Origin of the sequence: Rhizobium altiplani (assembly GCF_001542405.1) — a bacterium.
Lineage (GTDB): Bacteria > Pseudomonadota > Alphaproteobacteria > Rhizobiales > Rhizobiaceae > Rhizobium > Rhizobium altiplani.
The window spans coordinates 134,719-149,080 of sequence record NZ_LNCD01000078.1 but is presented as its reverse complement, the minus strand read 5'-3'; the positions used below and the strand labels follow the sequence as shown (position 1 = coordinate 149,080).

Annotated in this window: 10 protein-coding genes; 4 read left to right on the top strand and 6 right to left on the bottom strand. The window is 61.6% G+C overall.

What is annotated here, in order from left to right; genetic code table 11:
- From AS026_RS17475 to AS026_RS17460, 4 genes are all read left to right on the top strand, one after another.
- Nucleotides 1-1,068: phosphohexomutase domain-containing protein (locus tag AS026_RS17475; protein ID WP_062370769.1), on the top strand; the 1,068-nt coding region annotated here is incomplete at its 5' end.
- A 37-nt stretch (nucleotides 1,069-1,105) separates the two neighbouring features.
- A complete protein-coding gene (locus AS026_RS17470; protein ID WP_062370767.1) occupies nucleotides 1,106-2,533 on the top strand; it encodes a mannose-1-phosphate guanylyltransferase/mannose-6-phosphate isomerase in 1,428 nt (475 codons plus the stop codon).
- Nucleotides 2,534-2,628: 95 nt separating this feature from the next.
- A complete protein-coding gene (locus tag AS026_RS17465; protein ID WP_018117265.1) occupies nucleotides 2,629-3,945 on the top strand; it encodes a UDP-glucose dehydrogenase family protein in 1,317 nt (438 codons plus the stop codon).
- Nucleotides 3,946-3,947: 2 nt separating this feature from the next.
- Nucleotides 3,948-4,964 (top strand): NAD-dependent epimerase/dehydratase family protein, encoded by a 1,017-nt coding sequence (locus AS026_RS17460; protein ID WP_018117264.1) that lies wholly within the window; start codon nucleotides 3,948-3,950, stop codon nucleotides 4,962-4,964.
- Nucleotides 4,965-4,981: 17 nt separating this feature from the next.
- On the opposite strand, the gene AS026_RS17455 is transcribed toward AS026_RS17460, so the two are convergent.
- The 6 genes from AS026_RS17455 to AS026_RS17430 form a co-directional block, all read right to left on the bottom strand.
- The gene (locus tag AS026_RS17455) at nucleotides 4,982-6,763 is read right to left on the bottom strand and encodes a putative bifunctional diguanylate cyclase/phosphodiesterase (protein ID WP_062370765.1); all 1,782 of its coding nucleotides are present in this window, start codon (nucleotides 6,761-6,763) and stop codon (nucleotides 4,982-4,984) included.
- Nucleotides 6,764-6,946: 183 nt separating this feature from the next.
- On the bottom strand, nucleotides 6,947-7,843 hold the full coding sequence (locus AS026_RS17450) for an NAD(P)-dependent oxidoreductase (protein ID WP_062370763.1): 897 nt from the start codon (nucleotides 7,841-7,843) through the stop codon (nucleotides 6,947-6,949).
- Nucleotides 7,840-8,823, bottom strand: a complete 984-nt coding sequence (gene denD / locus AS026_RS17445) for a D-erythronate dehydrogenase (protein ID WP_062370761.1) — start codon at nucleotides 8,821-8,823, stop codon at nucleotides 7,840-7,842. Before denD ends, AS026_RS17450 begins: the two co-directional genes overlap by 4 nt.
- Before the next feature lie 141 nt (nucleotides 8,824-8,964).
- Nucleotides 8,965-12,165, bottom strand: coding sequence for an efflux RND transporter permease subunit (locus tag AS026_RS17440; protein WP_062370759.1), 3,201 nt, complete (start codon nucleotides 12,163-12,165; stop codon nucleotides 8,965-8,967).
- A gap of 124 nt (nucleotides 12,166-12,289) precedes the next feature.
- Nucleotides 12,290-13,480 carry an efflux RND transporter periplasmic adaptor subunit gene (locus AS026_RS17435; RefSeq protein ID WP_025660011.1) on the bottom strand — a complete coding sequence of 397 codons (1,191 nt, stop codon included), beginning with the start codon at nucleotides 13,478-13,480 and terminating at the stop codon, nucleotides 12,290-12,292.
- Nucleotides 13,481-13,521: 41 nt separating this feature from the next.
- A complete protein-coding gene (locus AS026_RS17430) occupies nucleotides 13,522-14,343 on the bottom strand; it encodes an alpha/beta hydrolase fold domain-containing protein (RefSeq protein ID WP_025660012.1) in 822 nt (273 codons plus the stop codon).
- Nucleotides 14,344-14,362: the final 19 nt, after the last annotated feature.

Genomic DNA, 14,362 nt, shown 5'->3' with positions numbered 1-14,362 from the left:
ACGGACGAAGCAGCGATCACGACTGTCGCGACAGAACTCGACCGTGCCGGCTTTACGTTTGTCCCCCGCAGTGCCGGGATGCAAAACCGATCCGTCGAATGCCTGGCGCTCTTCCGCGAACGGAATGCCAATATTCTTCCCACGGAAGCGCTCGCGGGCCTGAAAGTCGGCGTCTACCAGCACAGCACGGTCGCCCGTGATCTGCTGGTAGATCTCCTGGAACACTTCGGCGCAACGGTCGTGCCGTTTGGCCGCTCGGAAACTTTCATTCCCGTCGACACCGAGGCGGTTTCGGAGGAGACGATCGCCAAGCTCAAGGAGGTCGCAAGACAGCATGGCCTCGACGCCATGGTCTCTGCGGATGGTGATGGCGATCGCCCGTTGGTGGCGGACGAAACAGGGACGCCGCTGCGCGGCGATTTGCTCGGCCTGATCGCCGCGAACTTTCTCGGTGCGACATCGGTCGTGACACCCGTGACATCGAATTCCGGCATCGAAGCCGCCGGTCGCTTCAGCGTCATTCGCACGCGTGTTGGCTCTCCGTTCGTCATATCGGGGATGCAAGAAGCACTCGCGGCTGGCCGGACCCGTGTTGCCGGTTTCGAAGCGAACGGCGGCCTGCTCACCGCGAGTGAATTCGAGGTCAACGGTCACACGCTGAAGGCCCTTCCGACACGCGACTGCTTCGTCCCCATCCTGGCGGCGCTTTCCCTTGCTGCCTCCAAACGGCAGCCTCTTTCGGTGGTCGCCGCGTCCTTCAATCTGCCATTTGCCGCGGCCGACCGGCTTGAGAATTTTCCGGTTGAGATCAGTGCCCGGTTGATGGCCTATCTTCGCGCCGCACCCGCCAATCTCGCGGCGTTCCTGCAGCCGATCGGCGAGGTTGGCAGCGCCAGCGATATTGACGGCCTTCGTGTTACGCTGGCGGATCGCCGCATCATCCATTTCCGCCCGTCCGGCAATGCCCCTGAAATGCGCTGCTACGCCGAGGCGGAAACCGAAACAGCCGCCGCGGCGTTGCTGCGCGCCGGTCTGGAGCGAATCCGCTGGTTGGCGCATCCGAGTTGATAGGCGAAGCAAAGATAGATATTCGAGGACTCTCCATATGACACAGAAGATCGTTCCCGTGATAATGGCTGGTGGCAAGGGCACTCGTCTCTGGCCGCTGTCTCGCGCCGCAGCGCCCAAGCAGTTCATCCGCTTTATCGGCGACAAGACATTGTTCCAGGAAACGCTGCTGCGCGTGTCCGATCCCACGCTTTACGAAGCACCCGTCATCCTGACCAACGAGGAGTTTCGCTTTCTCGTTGCCGAGCAGGCGCGCGAGTTGGACATCGGTCTAGCGGCAATTCTGCTCGAACCGGTTGCTCGAAACACCGCGGCGGCAGTTGCGGCGGCCGCAACGCTCGTGCGTGATCGCTTTGATGAAGACACGGTCATGCATGTTCTCGGCTCCGACTATGAGATCGTCGCTGACGACACCTATTTTGAGTGCGTTCGCATCGCTGCCGCCACAGCCGCCCAGGGCAAGCTGGTAACCTTCGGCATCCAGCCGACCGAGCCGGCAACCGGCTATGGCTACATCGAAGGCGGGAAGACACTCCCGACGGGCGCACGAACGGTCGCGCGCTTTGTCGAGAAGCCGCCGCTCGCCAAGGCCGAAGACATGGTCGCGACTGGCGGCTTCTACTGGAACTCCGGGATGTTCATGTTCTCGGTCTCAGGCGTGCTTGCCGAGATGCGGAGCTATGCCGCGCCGGTCCTCAAGGCTGCGGCCGACGCCATTGCAAAAGGCGTCAGAGATCTAGACTTCATCCGCCTCGACAAGGCAGCGTTCGCCACCAGCCCGAACATCTCGATCGACTATGCCGTCATGGAAAAGACGAGCAACGCAGCCGTCGTTCCCTCGCCGTTCAAGTGGTCCGACCTCGGCAGCTGGGATTCCGTCTGGAAGAGCGGCAGCCGCGACGAGAATGGCAATCTAGCAGCCGGCAACACGACGGTCGTCAACACCAAGAACTCGCTCATCATGACCCATGGCGTGCACCTCGCCGTCCAGGGCATGGACGACATCGCTGTCATCGCCAGCGAGGACGCCGTTTATGTCGGACGGCTGCAGGACAGCCAGGACGTCGGGAACCTCGTGAAGATGCTCGCCGCCGCCCCCACGACATCGCAACTGACCGAGACGCACCCGACTTCTTACCGGCCTTGGGGCGGCTACACATCGGTGCTGAACGGCGACCGCTTCCAGGTGAAGCGCATTTTCGTCACGCCGGGCAAGAAGCTGTCGCTGCAGAAGCATCATCACCGCTCCGAGCACTGGATCGTCGTCAAGGGCACGGCAGAAGTGACAATCGGCGAAAACGTGCAGATGCTCAGGGAAAACGAGTCCGTCTACATCCCGCTCGGCGAAGTCCACCGTCTCGCCAATCCCGGCAAGATCATGCTCGAACTGATCGAAGTCCAGACCGGATCCTATCTCGGAGAGGACGATATCATCCGCATCGTCGATGAGTTCGGCCGCAGCTGATCACTGTTGTCTTGAACTTATAAACTTCCCCCTGTAACACCATCGCGGCCCCGCCAATTGGCGGGGCGGCGATCGTTGTCTTAGGGAATGATTCCATGCGTATTGTGATGATTGGCTCGGGCTATGTCGGCCTCGTCTCCGGTGCCTGCCTCGCCGATTTCGGCCACCATGTCACCTGCGTCGATAAGTCGGCCGCGAAGATCGATGCATTGGAAGCCGGTAAGGTTCCGATCTTCGAACCGGGCCTTGACACGATCATCGACCACAACCGCACCGCCGGTCGCCTGGATTTTTCGAAGGAGCTGGCGCCTTCCGTCGCCGACGCGGACGTAGTCTTCATCGCCGTCGGCACGCCGTCACGTCGTGGCGATGGCCACGCCGACCTGAGCTATGTCTATGCCGCCGCTCGCGAGATAGCGGCCGCCGTGTCCGGGTTCACCGTTGTCGTTACCAAGTCCACGGTTCCTGTTGGCACTGGCGATGAGATCGAGCGCATTTTCCGCGAAGAATTTCCCGAGAAGGATATTTCCGTCGTTTCCAACCCGGAATTTCTGCGCGAAGGCGCGGCAATCACGGACTTCAAGCGCCCCGATCGCATTGTTCTCGGCACTGAGGAGCCGCGCGCAATCGAAATCATGCGCGAGGTTTACCGGCCGCTCTACCTCAACGAAGCACCACTCTATTTTTGCGAACGCCGCACCTCCGAGCTGATCAAGTACGCCGCCAACGCCTTCCTCGCCATGAAGATCACCTTCATCAACGAGATCGCCGATCTCTGCGAGCAGATCGGCGCCGACGTCCAGAAGGTCGCCAAGGGCATCGGCATGGACAAGCGCATCGGCGACAAGTTCCTGCATGCAGGTCCGGGCTACGGCGGTTCGTGCTTTCCCAAGGATACGCTGGCGCTGGTCAAGACCGCACAAGATCATGACAGCCCGGTTCGCCTTATCGAAACCACGGTTGCGATCAACGACAACCGCAAGCGCGCCATGGGCCGCAAGGTCATCGCCGCCTGCGACGGCAATGTCCGCGGCAAGAAGATTGCAGTCCTCGGCCTGACCTTCAAGCCGAACACCGACGACATGCGCGACGCGCCATCGATCACCATCATCCAGGCCTTGCTGGATGGCGGCGCCAACGTTCACGCCTATGATCCAGAAGGCATGGAAATGGCGAAGGAGGTTATCGGCCCCATCACCTACGGCCGCGACCCGTACGAGATTGCAGAAGGCGCGGATGCCATCGTCATCGTCACGGAATGGGACGAGTTCCGAGCGCTTGATCTCAAGCGGATGAAGTCGCTGGTGAAGACCCCGACCATCGTTGACCTGCGCAACATCTATCCCGTCGCCGAAGTCACCAAGCATGGCTTCAGCTACTTCGCCATCGGAAAGAAGAACGAGAAGAAGTAGAGATGCGCTATTTCATCACCGGCACTGCTGGCTTCATCGGCTTTCATCTTGCCCGCCGCTTGCTGCAGGATGGCCACGAAGTCGTCGGCTTCGACGGCATGACGCACTACTACAACATCAAGCTCAAGCACATGCGCAATGCGGCGCTGGCGCAGTTTCCGGCCTTCCGCCCGGTGACAGCGATGCTCGAAGATCGCAAAGCCCTGGAAGAGGCCGTGGCCAGCGCGGCGCCTGATGTGATGGTGCATCTCGCAGCACAGGCCGGCGTCCGCTACAGCCTGGAAAACCCGAAAGCCTATCTCACGTCGAACCTCGAAGGCTCCTGGAACATCCTCGATATCGCCAAGGATGTTGGCGTCAACCATCTCATGCTGGCCTCGACATCGTCGATCTACGGCGCCAATCCGTCCATTCCCTTCCGTGAGACAGACCGGGCCGACGAGCCGCTGACCTTTTATGCGGCGACGAAGAAGTCAATGGAACTGATGGCGCACAGCTACGCGCATCTCCACAAGATCCCGACAACCGCCTTCCGTTTCTTCACCGTCTACGGCCCCTGGGGCCGTCCCGACATGGCCCTCTTCAAGTTCGTCAAGAACATGCTGGAGGATCAACCGATCGAGATCTACGGCGAAGGCCGGATGAGCCGCGACTTCACCTATATCGATGACCTCGTCGAGGCGATCGTCCGCCTGTCGTCCGTCGCCCCGTCGGAGGCCAACCGCGTAGCCGACGAACGGGTAGAGACGCTCTCGCATCAGGCGCCATTCCGCGTCGTCAATATCGGCGGCGGCCAGCCGGAGAACCTGATGACCTTCGTCGAGACGGTCGAAAAGGCCCTCGGCCAGCCGGCAAAGCGCAAGATGCTGCCGATGCAGAAGGGCGATGTGCCACGCACCTTCGCGAGCCCCGATCTGCTGGCGGCTTTGACAGGCTACAAGCCGGAGACGACACTGGATGTCGGTGTGAAGGCTTTCGTCGACTGGTATCTGGAAGCACGCGGCGAACTCGAGCCTTAGGAGGCCCCACCGTTAGGCTAGCGTCGGAGGTGGGCCGCCTGCGTCGCCTTCTTCGAAGCGAAAATATCATCGATCTCTGATGCCGGCAGCGGATGGCCGAGCGCAAAACCTTGCAGCGTATGACAGCCGAGCTTGGCAAGCGCCACGGCATGGTTTTCCGTCTCGACGCCCTCTGCGATCACATCGACGCCGAGGGCCTTGCCAATCTCGACAATCGATTTGACGACACGGCGCTGCTCGGAGGAGGTATCCACCTCGCTTACCAGTTGCCGATCGATTTTCAGCCGAGCCGGGCGCAACCGCACGAGACCGATCAGCGACGCGTGGCCCGAGCCGAAATCATCGATCTCGATTTCGATACCCATCTGCTTGATGCGGTCAACCGTCTGCAGAAGCTCGTCGTCGCAGTCGTCCAGAAAGATCGTCTCGACCAATTCGAAAACCAGGGCGCCACGCGGTATCTCGAGTGTCTCCAGATCATCAATCAACTGCGGATCGTAAAGGCGCTGCCCCGAAATGTTGACCGAGACCCGTGGCAGGGTTGTGCCGTGCTGCTCCCATGTCACACGGTCGGCGAGCACGCGTCGCAGGATCGAAGCATCGATCTCCGAAGACAAGCCGAACTCATCGGCGATCTTCAGGAATATGCCAGGCGAGAGGGTGCCGCGCTCGCTGTGATGCCAGCGCGCCAGGGCCTCGATGCCAACGATGTCGCGGGTGTGGGCATCGAGCTGCAATTGGTAGAATGGAATGATATCACCCTGCTCCAGTGCAAGCTTCAGCTCTTCGGCAAGACGCCGCTTGCCCATCAGATCGTCCTTGAGCTGCTGCGAGAAGAACTCGATACGATCGCGGCCCGATGTCTTTGCCTGATAGACCGCGATATCGGACTCGGCGAGCAGATTGGAGCCGGAGCGATCTGCCGACCAGGAAATGCCAATCGACGCTCCACTTTGCAGCATTTCGTGGCCGAAACGGACCTTCTTCTTCAAGCGCCGCTGCACCTCACGCGCCATGCGGTTCAGTTCCGTCAGCCCTCCGAAATTGACGAGCAGGATAACGAATTCGTCGCCACCGATGCGTGCCACCATCGTAGCTTTCGGAATGGCGGCCTCGATCCGCAAAGCTGCGGCACGCAATACGGTGTCGCCCGCCGCATGGCCATGGCTGTCGTTGATCTGCTTGAACTCGTCAAGGTCGAGATGCAGGACTGCGAGCGTCGAGACTGAGGCATCATCGGCCAGTTCCGCCAGGCGCTTGTCGAAAAGCCGGCGGTTGGGAAGGCCCGTCAAATAATCGTGTTCCGCAGCATACTCGATGTGGGCACTGCTCTCCTCCAAAGCGAGGGCCCGTGCCTCCGCGACGGCGCGCTGACGCGCCGCTTCGTTGGCAAGAAGCACGTCCGAAGTGACGTCCCACTCCGCGCCGATGAAAGAGGGTGACCCTTCCTCGCTGACATAGAAATGAGCCCGCGAGCGGATGTGCCGTATCTCGCCGTTCGGCCAGACGATCCGAAACTCCGAATTATACTGCCCGCGTCTGGCAATGGCGTCCTCGAACTCCAGTTCGGCACGCTCGCGGTCGTCGGGGTGAATCGCATCCGACCAGATTGCAGCGGCGACCGGCCCGCTGCCTCTTCCGGTCTGGTAGATCCGGTGCATCTGAACGTCCCAGGAGATTTCATGCCGATCGAGGTTGTGCTCCCAAACACCGATCTGTGACGCGTCGAGTGCAAGCTCAAGGCGCCGCAGGATGTCCTGAAACTCTCGTTCGGACCGTGTGGGACTGCTCGATGCCAACGCCGTTCAAGCCTCATGCAGCTTCGAGTAACAGTATGGTGTCAGGCCTCCAAGGAGGAAGCCCATTATGGGTGCAGAACCAACCTTTTGGCGAGAGATTAATTAGGATGCACTAAAAATCCATCAACAATTGCAAGCCGAATGCGTCATTGATCTTCTCAGAGACTCGAGTGTCTAGGCAATTCAGCCTTTCGACGAACGGCGGTTCTTTTCTTCAAGCTGCAGCAGCAGGCCACTGTGATCGGTCTCACCGCCACCATGTTCGACAAACTCGGCGAACTCGGCACGGACCGCCTCCGTCAGAGGCAGCGTCAAAGCGAGACCTTCCGCCGTTGCGACGATATTGTTTAGGTCCTTGAGCTGCAATTTCGAAGGGCCGGCGGTCCCAAAATCGCGATTGACCATCCGCTGGCCGTGAACGTCGAGAATGCGGCTTTCGGCGAAGCCTCCCCGGATCGCCCGGCGGAACGCCTCGCGTGAACCGCCGCCCGCCTCGAAGAGCAGCATCGCTTCGGCAACGGCGCCGATCGTGATGGCGACGATCTGCTGGTTCCCGAGCTTCGCGAGCTGACCGCAACCGCTTGGTCCAACATGCGTCACGCGGCCAAGTGGTGCAAAGACGTCGGCCAGTTCTTCGACCAAAGCGCCATCGCCGCCTGCCATGATCGCAAGTGTACCAGCAGCCGCCCCCAACACACCGCCGGAGACCGGCGCATCGAGATGGCGGATGCCACGCCCGGCGAGCTTTGACGCATGCTGCCGGGCCGCGTCAGGGGTAATGGAACTGGAATCGATGACCACCGCGCCGGCATCAAGCGCCTCCGCAGCACCTTGCGTGAACAGCACGTCCTCCACTGCCTTTCCGTCGGTCAGCATGGTGAACACGACCGATGCCCCTTTGACGGCGGCAGCGGGCGTATCCGCCAGGACCGCGCCATCCGGAACGAGGCCTTCCGCCTTCTCGCGATTGCGGTTCCAGACCGTGACGGCAAAGCCGGACTGCAACAGCATGCGAGCCATCGGCGCGCCCATCAGCCCGGTTCCCAGAAAGGCAATGCTGCGTGATTTGCCGATAGTCATAGCTGTCCTCCCAATTCATCCTCGATGTGCACTCGAATAATGTCCTCGAACGAAGCATCGGCGACAAAACCCAGCTCCTTCGCGCGCTCGGCCTCGAATGCCTGTGGCCAACCCGATACGATCTTCATGACCAGCTCGTCGGGTTCGCGTCGGATCAGGCTGACGACCTTCTCCCCTGCGATCTTGCGCAACGCCTCGATCTGCTCTCCGACGGTAGCGCTGACACCGGGCATCGTCAGGCTGCGGCGCGCGCCGAGCGGCTGCAGGTCGATGCTGGCGGCATGGACCAGAAACCCGACGGCCGAACGCGGCGACGCGTGCCAATGGCGGACAGTTTCCGGCACCGGCAGGGTCGCCTCCTGCCCGGCCAACGGCTCACGAACGATGCCGGAGAAGAAGCCGGAAGCAGCCTTGTTCGGCTTGCCGGGACGGATGCAGATCGTCGGCAACCGGATTCCGATGCCGTCGATGAAGCCGCGGCGCGTGTAATCCGCCAACAGCAATTCACCCATCGCCTTTTGCGTGCCGTAGCTTGTCAGGGGCGTGAGATTGAAATCATCAGGAATGACCTCGGGGAAAGGCGCTCCAAAGACCGCAATGGACGAGGTGAAGACGAAACAAGGCCGGTACCCGTCTTGCAGATGAGCGGCGCGGATCGCCTCAAGAAGCGCGCGCGTGCCTTCGAGATTGATGCCGTAGCCTTTTTCGAAATCCAGCTCAGCCTCGCCGGATACGATCGCGGCCAGATGAAACACGACATCCGGGCGCGAGGCGACAATCCGTGCGGCCTGCCCTGGAGCGGAAACGTCGACCGCGCTCGTCTCCACACGCCCTGTAAAGCCTTCAGGGGCAGCCGGCGTGATGACGTCGACAAGCGATAGACGATTGATGGCCTGACCCGCCAGCCGCCCGTCCGCAACGAGCCGCGTGGTCAACTTGCGCCCGATCATTCCCGCTGCGCCGATAATCGCGATATGCATTGGCCGCCTCCATCAAAGCTTGCAGCGTGCGACTCCCCTCGCCCGTGCATGCCCTTCGAGACATAACCGTCTGGCCGGCTCATGAAAACAGGAAAGGCGGAGCAATGCTCCGCCTTTCCACGTCTCGCCGCTGAGTGGGGGTTATTCGGCAGCGAGCCGGATGATTTCGGCTTCCTCCGCGTCGTGCTCGTGCTCCTTGTGCTGGATCAGCGGGCGATTGCCCGAGAGCTTGCGGACCAGCACGTAGAAGACGGGCGTCATGAAGATGCCGAAGAAGGTGACGCCGATCATGCCTGAGAACACCGCTACACCCATGGCGGCGCGCATCTCGGCACCGGCACCGGTCGAGACGACGAGCGGCACGACACCCATGATGAAGGCCATCGAGGTCATCAGGATCGGGCGCAGACGCAGGCGGCTTGCCTCGATGGCAGCCTGGACCGGAGTCCGCCCTTCGAATTCCAGCTCGCGGGCGAATTCCACGATCAGGATCGCGTTCTTCGCCGAGAGGCCGACAAGGACGACCAGACCGATCTGCGTGAAGATGTTGTTGTCTCCACCGGTCAGCCAGACGCCCGTCAACGCCGCCAGCACGCCCATCGGCACGATCATGATGATCGCGATCGGCAGCGCCAGGCTCTCATACTGGGCAGCGAGCACCAGGAACACGAGCAGCAGCGCCAGCGGGAAGACGATCACGCCGGAGTTGCCCGCCAGGATCTGCTGATAGGTCAGATCCGTCCATTCGAAGCTGATGCCCTTCGGCAAGGTCTCGTCGGCGATCTTTTCGATCGCTGCCTGAGCCTGGCCGGAGGAGAAGCCCGGAGCAGGACCGCCGTTGATATCGGCGGAGAGGAAACCGTTATAACGGTTGGTCCGCTCCGGCCCGGTTGTCGCGTTCACCTTCAGGAGCGCAGACAGCGGGATCATCTGGCCCGATGCCGAACGAACCTTCAGCTTGCCAATATCCTCGGGCTGCGCCCGGAACTTGGCATCGGCCTGGACGCGCACGCTGTAGGTACGGCCGAAGGCGTTGAAGTCGTTGACATAGAGCGAACCGAGATAGATCTGCAGCGTCTCGAACACGTCGGTTACCGGGACGCCAAGCTGTTCCGCCTTCTCACGGTCGAGATCGGCATAGAGCTGCGGAACATTGATCTGATAGGCGGAGAAAATGCCCGTCAGCTCAGGCGTCTGGTAGGCCTTGGCGATCATCGCCTTGTTGGCTTCGTCGAGCACCTGATAGCCGAGACCGGCGCGGTCTTCGAGCTGCATCTTGAAGCCGCCCGTCGTGCCGAGACCATTGACCGGCGGCGGCGGGAACATCGCGATGAAGGCATCCTGAATCGCCCCGAACTTCTGGTTCAGGGACATGGCGATCGCGCCGCCCGAAAGCGCCGGCGACTTGCGTTCCTCGAAGTCCTTCAGCGTCACGAAGACGATGCCGGCGTTCGAGGAGTTGGTGAAGCCGTTGATCGACAGGCCCGGGAAGGCGATCGCATGCGCAACGCCAGGCTCGGCCATGGCGATGTCGCTCATCCGCTTGATGACGTCTTCGGTGCGGTCGAGGCTCGCGGCATCCGGCAGCTGGGCAAAGCCGATCAGATACTGCTTGTCCTGCGCCGGCACGAAACCGCCCGGCACCGCATTGAAGAGGCCGTAGGTGGCGCCGGCCAGCACCAGATACACCAGCATGACGATGCTCTTGCGCGACACGAGACCGCCGACGCCCTTGCCGTAGCCCTTGGAGGCGGCACCGAACGCCCTGTTGAAGCCACGGAAGAACCAGCCAAAGGCCGCGTCCATGGCACGCGTCAGCCAGTCACGCTTGGCGTGGTGATCCTGCAGCAAGAGCGAGGCCAGGGCCGGAGACAACGTCAGCGAGTTGAAGGCCGAAATGACAGTCGAGATCGCGATCGTCAGCGCGAACTGGCGATAGAACTGTCCGGACAGACCGGTGATGAAGGCGAGCGGCACGAAGACCGCGACGAGCACCAGCGCGATCGCGATGATCGGGCCCGAGACTTCCTTCATCGCCTTGTAGGTGGCAGCCCGCGGGCTGAGGCCGTTCTCGATGTTTCGTTCGACGTTCTCGACAACGACGATCGCATCGTCCACCACGATACCGATCGCCAGCACGAGGCCGAACAGGCTGAGCGCGTTGATCGAGAAGCCGAAGACATACATCACCGCGAAGGTGCCGATGATCGAGACCGGAACGGCAATCAGCGGGATGATCGAGGCGCGCCATGTCTGCAGGAACAGAATGACGACGATGACGACGAGCGCGATGGCTTCGAGCAGCGTGTCGACGACCTTCTCGATCGACGAACGGACGAACTTCGTCGTGTCATAGACGATCTCGTAGCTGACACCGTCAGGCATCGCGGTCTTCAGCTCTTCCATCGTCTTCTGGACTTCGTCCGAGATGGTGATGGCATTGGACCCCGGAGACTGGAAGACCGGGATGGCGACTGCCGGCTTGCCATCGAGGATCGAGCGCAGCGAGTAATCGGCCGCACCGAGCTCGATGCGGGCGACGTCGCGCAGGCGGGTGATCTCGCCGTTCGTGCCGGTCTTGACGATGATGTTGCCGAACTGCTCAGGCGTCTGCAGACGGCCCTGCGCATTGACGTTGAGCTGCAGGTCTACACCCGACAGGCTCGGCGACGCGCCGATGGTGCCGGCTGCGGCCTGGACGTTCTGGCCGCGGATCGCGTTGGTGACATCGCTGGCGGCAAGGCCATGCTCAGCCGCCTTCTGCGGGTCGATCCAGACGCGCATGGAATAGTCGCCCGAACCAAACACCTGCACCTGGCCGACGCCGTCGATGCGCGCCAGCCGGTCCTTGATGTTGAGGACGCCGTAGTTGCGCAGATAGGTGATGTCGTAGCGGTTGTCAGGCGAGATCAGGTTGACGACCATCATCAGGTCGGGAGAGCTCTTGACCGTCGTGATGCCGATGGTCTTCACCTCTTCCGGCAGGCGCGGCTCGGCCTGCGACACGCGGTTCTGAACCAGCTGCTGTGCCTTGTCGGGGTCGGTGCCGAGCTTGAAGGTGACCGTCAGCGTCATGACGCCGTCCGATGTCGCCTGGCTCGACATGTAGAGCATGCCCTCGACGCCGTTGATCTGCTCTTCGAGCGGGGTTGCGACCGTCTGGGCGATGACCTCGGGGTTGGCGCCCGGATAGGTGGCGCGCACGACGATCGATGGCGGAACGACTTCCGGATATTCGGAAATCGGCAGTGCACGCAGGCCAAGCAGACCGGCGACCACGATGAGGACCGACAGGACTCCGGCAAACACCGGACGGTCGACAAAGAATCTGGAGAAATTCATTTCAAAGCCCTCTCCGGGATGAAATCGGGATGCAACGACCCTCTCCGGCGGTTGGGAGACCGCCGGTGGATCACGTCGTTTCGGGAGTTTCCGCGGAGCGCCGAGACGCTCCGCATGCTTCGGCTTACTGAGCCGTCGCGACTTTCTCTTCCGCCTGCGGCGCAACCACTGCGCCGGGACGGATACGCTGCAGGCCGTTGACGACGATCTTGTCGCCGACAACAAGACCGCTTTCGACGATGCGCTGGCCATCCGCAGACGGGCCGAGCTGCACCGGCCGATAGCTGACCTTGTTTTCGGCATCGACGACGAACACGAACTTCTTGTCCTGGTCGGTGCCGATTGCACGGTCGCTGACCAGGATCTTGTTTTCGGCTTTCGGCTCGCCCATGCGGACGCGAACGAACTGGCCTGGGATCAGCTTGCCGCCGGGATTGTCGAAGACGGCGCGAACGCCGATCGTACCGCTGGCCGCGTCGACCTGGTTGTCGATCAGCTGCAGCTTGCCCTTGATCGGCGTGCCCTGATCGGCGAGCGTACCAACCTCGACCGGGATCTGCTCGACAGCGGGAACGGCGCCATCGCCAGCCGGCAACTCGGAAAGCGCCTTGGTGACCATCTCCTCGCTGGCGTTGAAGCTTGCGTAGATCGGATCGACCGACACCAGCGTCGTCAGGGCGGGAGATGAACTGCCTTCGGCAACAAGATTACCGACGGTAATCTCGATCTTGCCGACGCGGCCGGCGACCGGTGCGCGGACCTCGGTGTAGCCGAGCTCAAGCTGTGCGGAACGAAGAGCAGCCTGAGCGGTGCGAAGACCGGCCTGAGCCTCGGTGAAGGCATTCTGCCGTTGGTCGAAATCGCTCTGCGAAATCGTCTTGTTGTCGGAGAGCCTGCGGCCACGCTCCAGCTCGATCTGAGCAAGATTGACCTTGGCCTCGGCAGAGGCAGTCTGTCCTTCAGCCTGCGAAACCGCCGCCTGGTAGGGCTCCGGATCGATGGTGAAGAGCAGATCGCCGGCCTTTACCAGCGCGCCTTCGCGGAAGTGCACGGACTGGACAGCGCCGGCCACACGTGAACGGACCTGCACGCGGTCGACGGCTTCAAGCCGTCCCGAGAACTCCTGCCATGTCGTGACGTCGCGGCTGGCGACGACGGCCACCGTCACCGGCACAGCGGGAGCCTGCGCAGGTGCGGAAGCCGCCGTGGCAGTCGTGCTCATCGGCAGTTCGAAAAACATGGCTGCGGCCGAAACGGACGCAACAAGTCCCAAGCCGGCGCCCACAAGGGCCCAGCGCTTCTTACTGGACGTCATTGGTACTCTCCTTACGGCCGTCTCTCAGTGGCCGAATTCAATCAGTTCGTCTTCAATGCAATAGATTGGCTGCTAATATCCCGAACGAAGCTTTCGAATTGGTCCGTGATCGTCTGTTGCCAATTCGGTGCCTGTTCGCATTTCCCGCCATAAAGCATCGGCCAGCCTGCCCCGGCGGGAAGGACATTCCGGCGAACTGGCACACCAGCCTGTTTGAGGCGATCGGCATAACCGAGCGTCTCGTCGCGAAGCGGATCATCCTCCGCCGTCAGAACGAGTGCCGGCGCGACCCCCGAAATGCGGGAACACAGACACGGCGCGGCATAGGGATGACAGCCGCCGCCGCTGAGATAATGGCTCCAGCCCTCGGCCCAGCGCTGACGCATGCCTATGCCATCCGCCTTGCGGATCGACGACGTGCCCATGAAAGGATCAAGCAGCGGCGAAATCAGAACCTGGCCATTGAGCGCATCCGCATAATGGTCGCGCGCCTTGAAGGCGACGCCGGCAGCAATATTGCCGCCCGCCTCTTCGCCAGCCACGATCAGCAGCGAATTGCGGTCGCCAATACCGGACGCACGCTTGTTGGCGAGATAGGAAAAGATCGAGTAACCCACTTCGAGCGGCTTAGGAAAGACGTTGCCAAGCGGCGCATTATAGTCAGGTACAGCGACAATCGCGCCAGCCTTCGCCAGGCTTTCGGCAACAACGCTGTCCTTGACGCCCGACTGCAGAAATGCGCCGCCGTGGAAAAACAGTACGATGGGTGAACCCTTGCCGAACTCGGCACCCTGATAGACGCGCGCGGAAACGGGCCCGGTGGCCACCTTCTCCAACACTATGTCTTTCACTTGCACCGCCATAGCTCCGGCTCGCGTTTGA

Excerpts from the sequence above, each read along its gene's own strand:
- AS026_RS17470 (WP_062370767.1), top strand. The coding sequence starts at position 1,106 with ATGACACAGAAGATCGTTCCCGTGATAATGGCTGGTGGCAAGGGCACT.
- AS026_RS17465 (WP_018117265.1), top strand. The coding sequence starts at position 2,629 with ATGCGTATTGTGATGATTGGCTCGGGCTATGTCGGCCTCGTCTCCGGT.
- AS026_RS17460 (WP_018117264.1), top strand. The coding sequence starts at position 3,948 with ATGCGCTATTTCATCACCGGCACTGCTGGCTTCATCGGCTTTCATCTT.
- AS026_RS17450 (WP_062370763.1), bottom strand. The coding sequence starts at position 7,843 with ATGACTATCGGCAAATCACGCAGCATTGCCTTTCTGGGAACCGGGCTG.
- denD (WP_062370761.1), bottom strand. The coding sequence starts at position 8,823 with ATGCATATCGCGATTATCGGCGCAGCGGGAATGATCGGGCGCAAGTTG.
- AS026_RS17440 (WP_062370759.1), bottom strand. The coding sequence starts at position 12,165 with ATGAATTTCTCCAGATTCTTTGTCGACCGTCCGGTGTTTGCCGGAGTC.
- AS026_RS17435 (WP_025660011.1), bottom strand. The coding sequence starts at position 13,480 with ATGACGTCCAGTAAGAAGCGCTGGGCCCTTGTGGGCGCCGGCTTGGGA.
- AS026_RS17430 (WP_025660012.1), bottom strand. The coding sequence starts at position 14,343 with ATGGCGGTGCAAGTGAAAGACATAGTGTTGGAGAAGGTGGCCACCGGG.